Here is a 757-nt window from a genome sequence, read left to right as displayed (position 1 = left end):
CGGTATGCAGATCGGTTCAGCACTAGAGCTATTTATACTAAACGCAGCCTTAGCCTCACGTTTCTATCAAGAGCATAGGCAGCGAATAGCTGCGCAAGAAGCACGATTACTGGAGCAACTTGAGCGCAGAGAAACCGAACAGAAGCTATTAAACAAGTCTTTATCTGATCCCACGACCCACTTGCCAAACCGCTCCTGCTTTGAGCAGCAGGCTAATTTGGTTATTGAGTCTCGTGGGAATAAACGGATCGCTATTTGTGTGATCGAAATCCTTCGTTATATGGAGATCAGTCGTACCTTGGGTCACCATAATACTGATTTAATGCAGGTCGAGGTGGCTCAGAATTTCGCTGCATTGTCGGTTAATATGCCAGGTATCGTCAAACTTCAGGGGCCTTCCGAGGAAGCATTAATTTGTTCTTTGGAGCCAGGCTCATTTGTGATGCTCGTTGAGGCAGAGCTTGCGGAAAGCCACACAGAGCAGGTAAATGAAATTCTAAAGCAGGCAATGCAACCAATTGAGTTTAAGGAGATGCGTCTGGAACTGCGTCCGGTAATTGGTGTGGCTGTTTGTCCTGAGCACGGTTTGAACACCGAAACTTTATTGCGCCATGCCCAAGTAGCTGCAGACTCATCGGAAGCACTTGAGCGACACCTTTCTTACTATCGCCCTGAATATGATCAATACAATGCGCGCCGCTTGATGATGGTTTCTGAATTGAAGGAAGCGATCAAGAATGATCATCTGGCTTTGTAC

At 46.6% G+C, this 757-nt stretch carries 1 protein-coding gene; it reads left to right on the top strand.

Translation table 11 applies throughout. The features are described from left to right. The coding region (locus tag A3761_RS07210) for a diguanylate cyclase domain-containing protein (protein WP_156491708.1) at positions 1-757 on the top strand (757 nt) is incomplete at both ends.

Source organism: Oleiphilus sp. HI0123, assembly GCF_001635315.1.
This window is presented reverse-complemented; position numbering and strand designations above follow the sequence as displayed.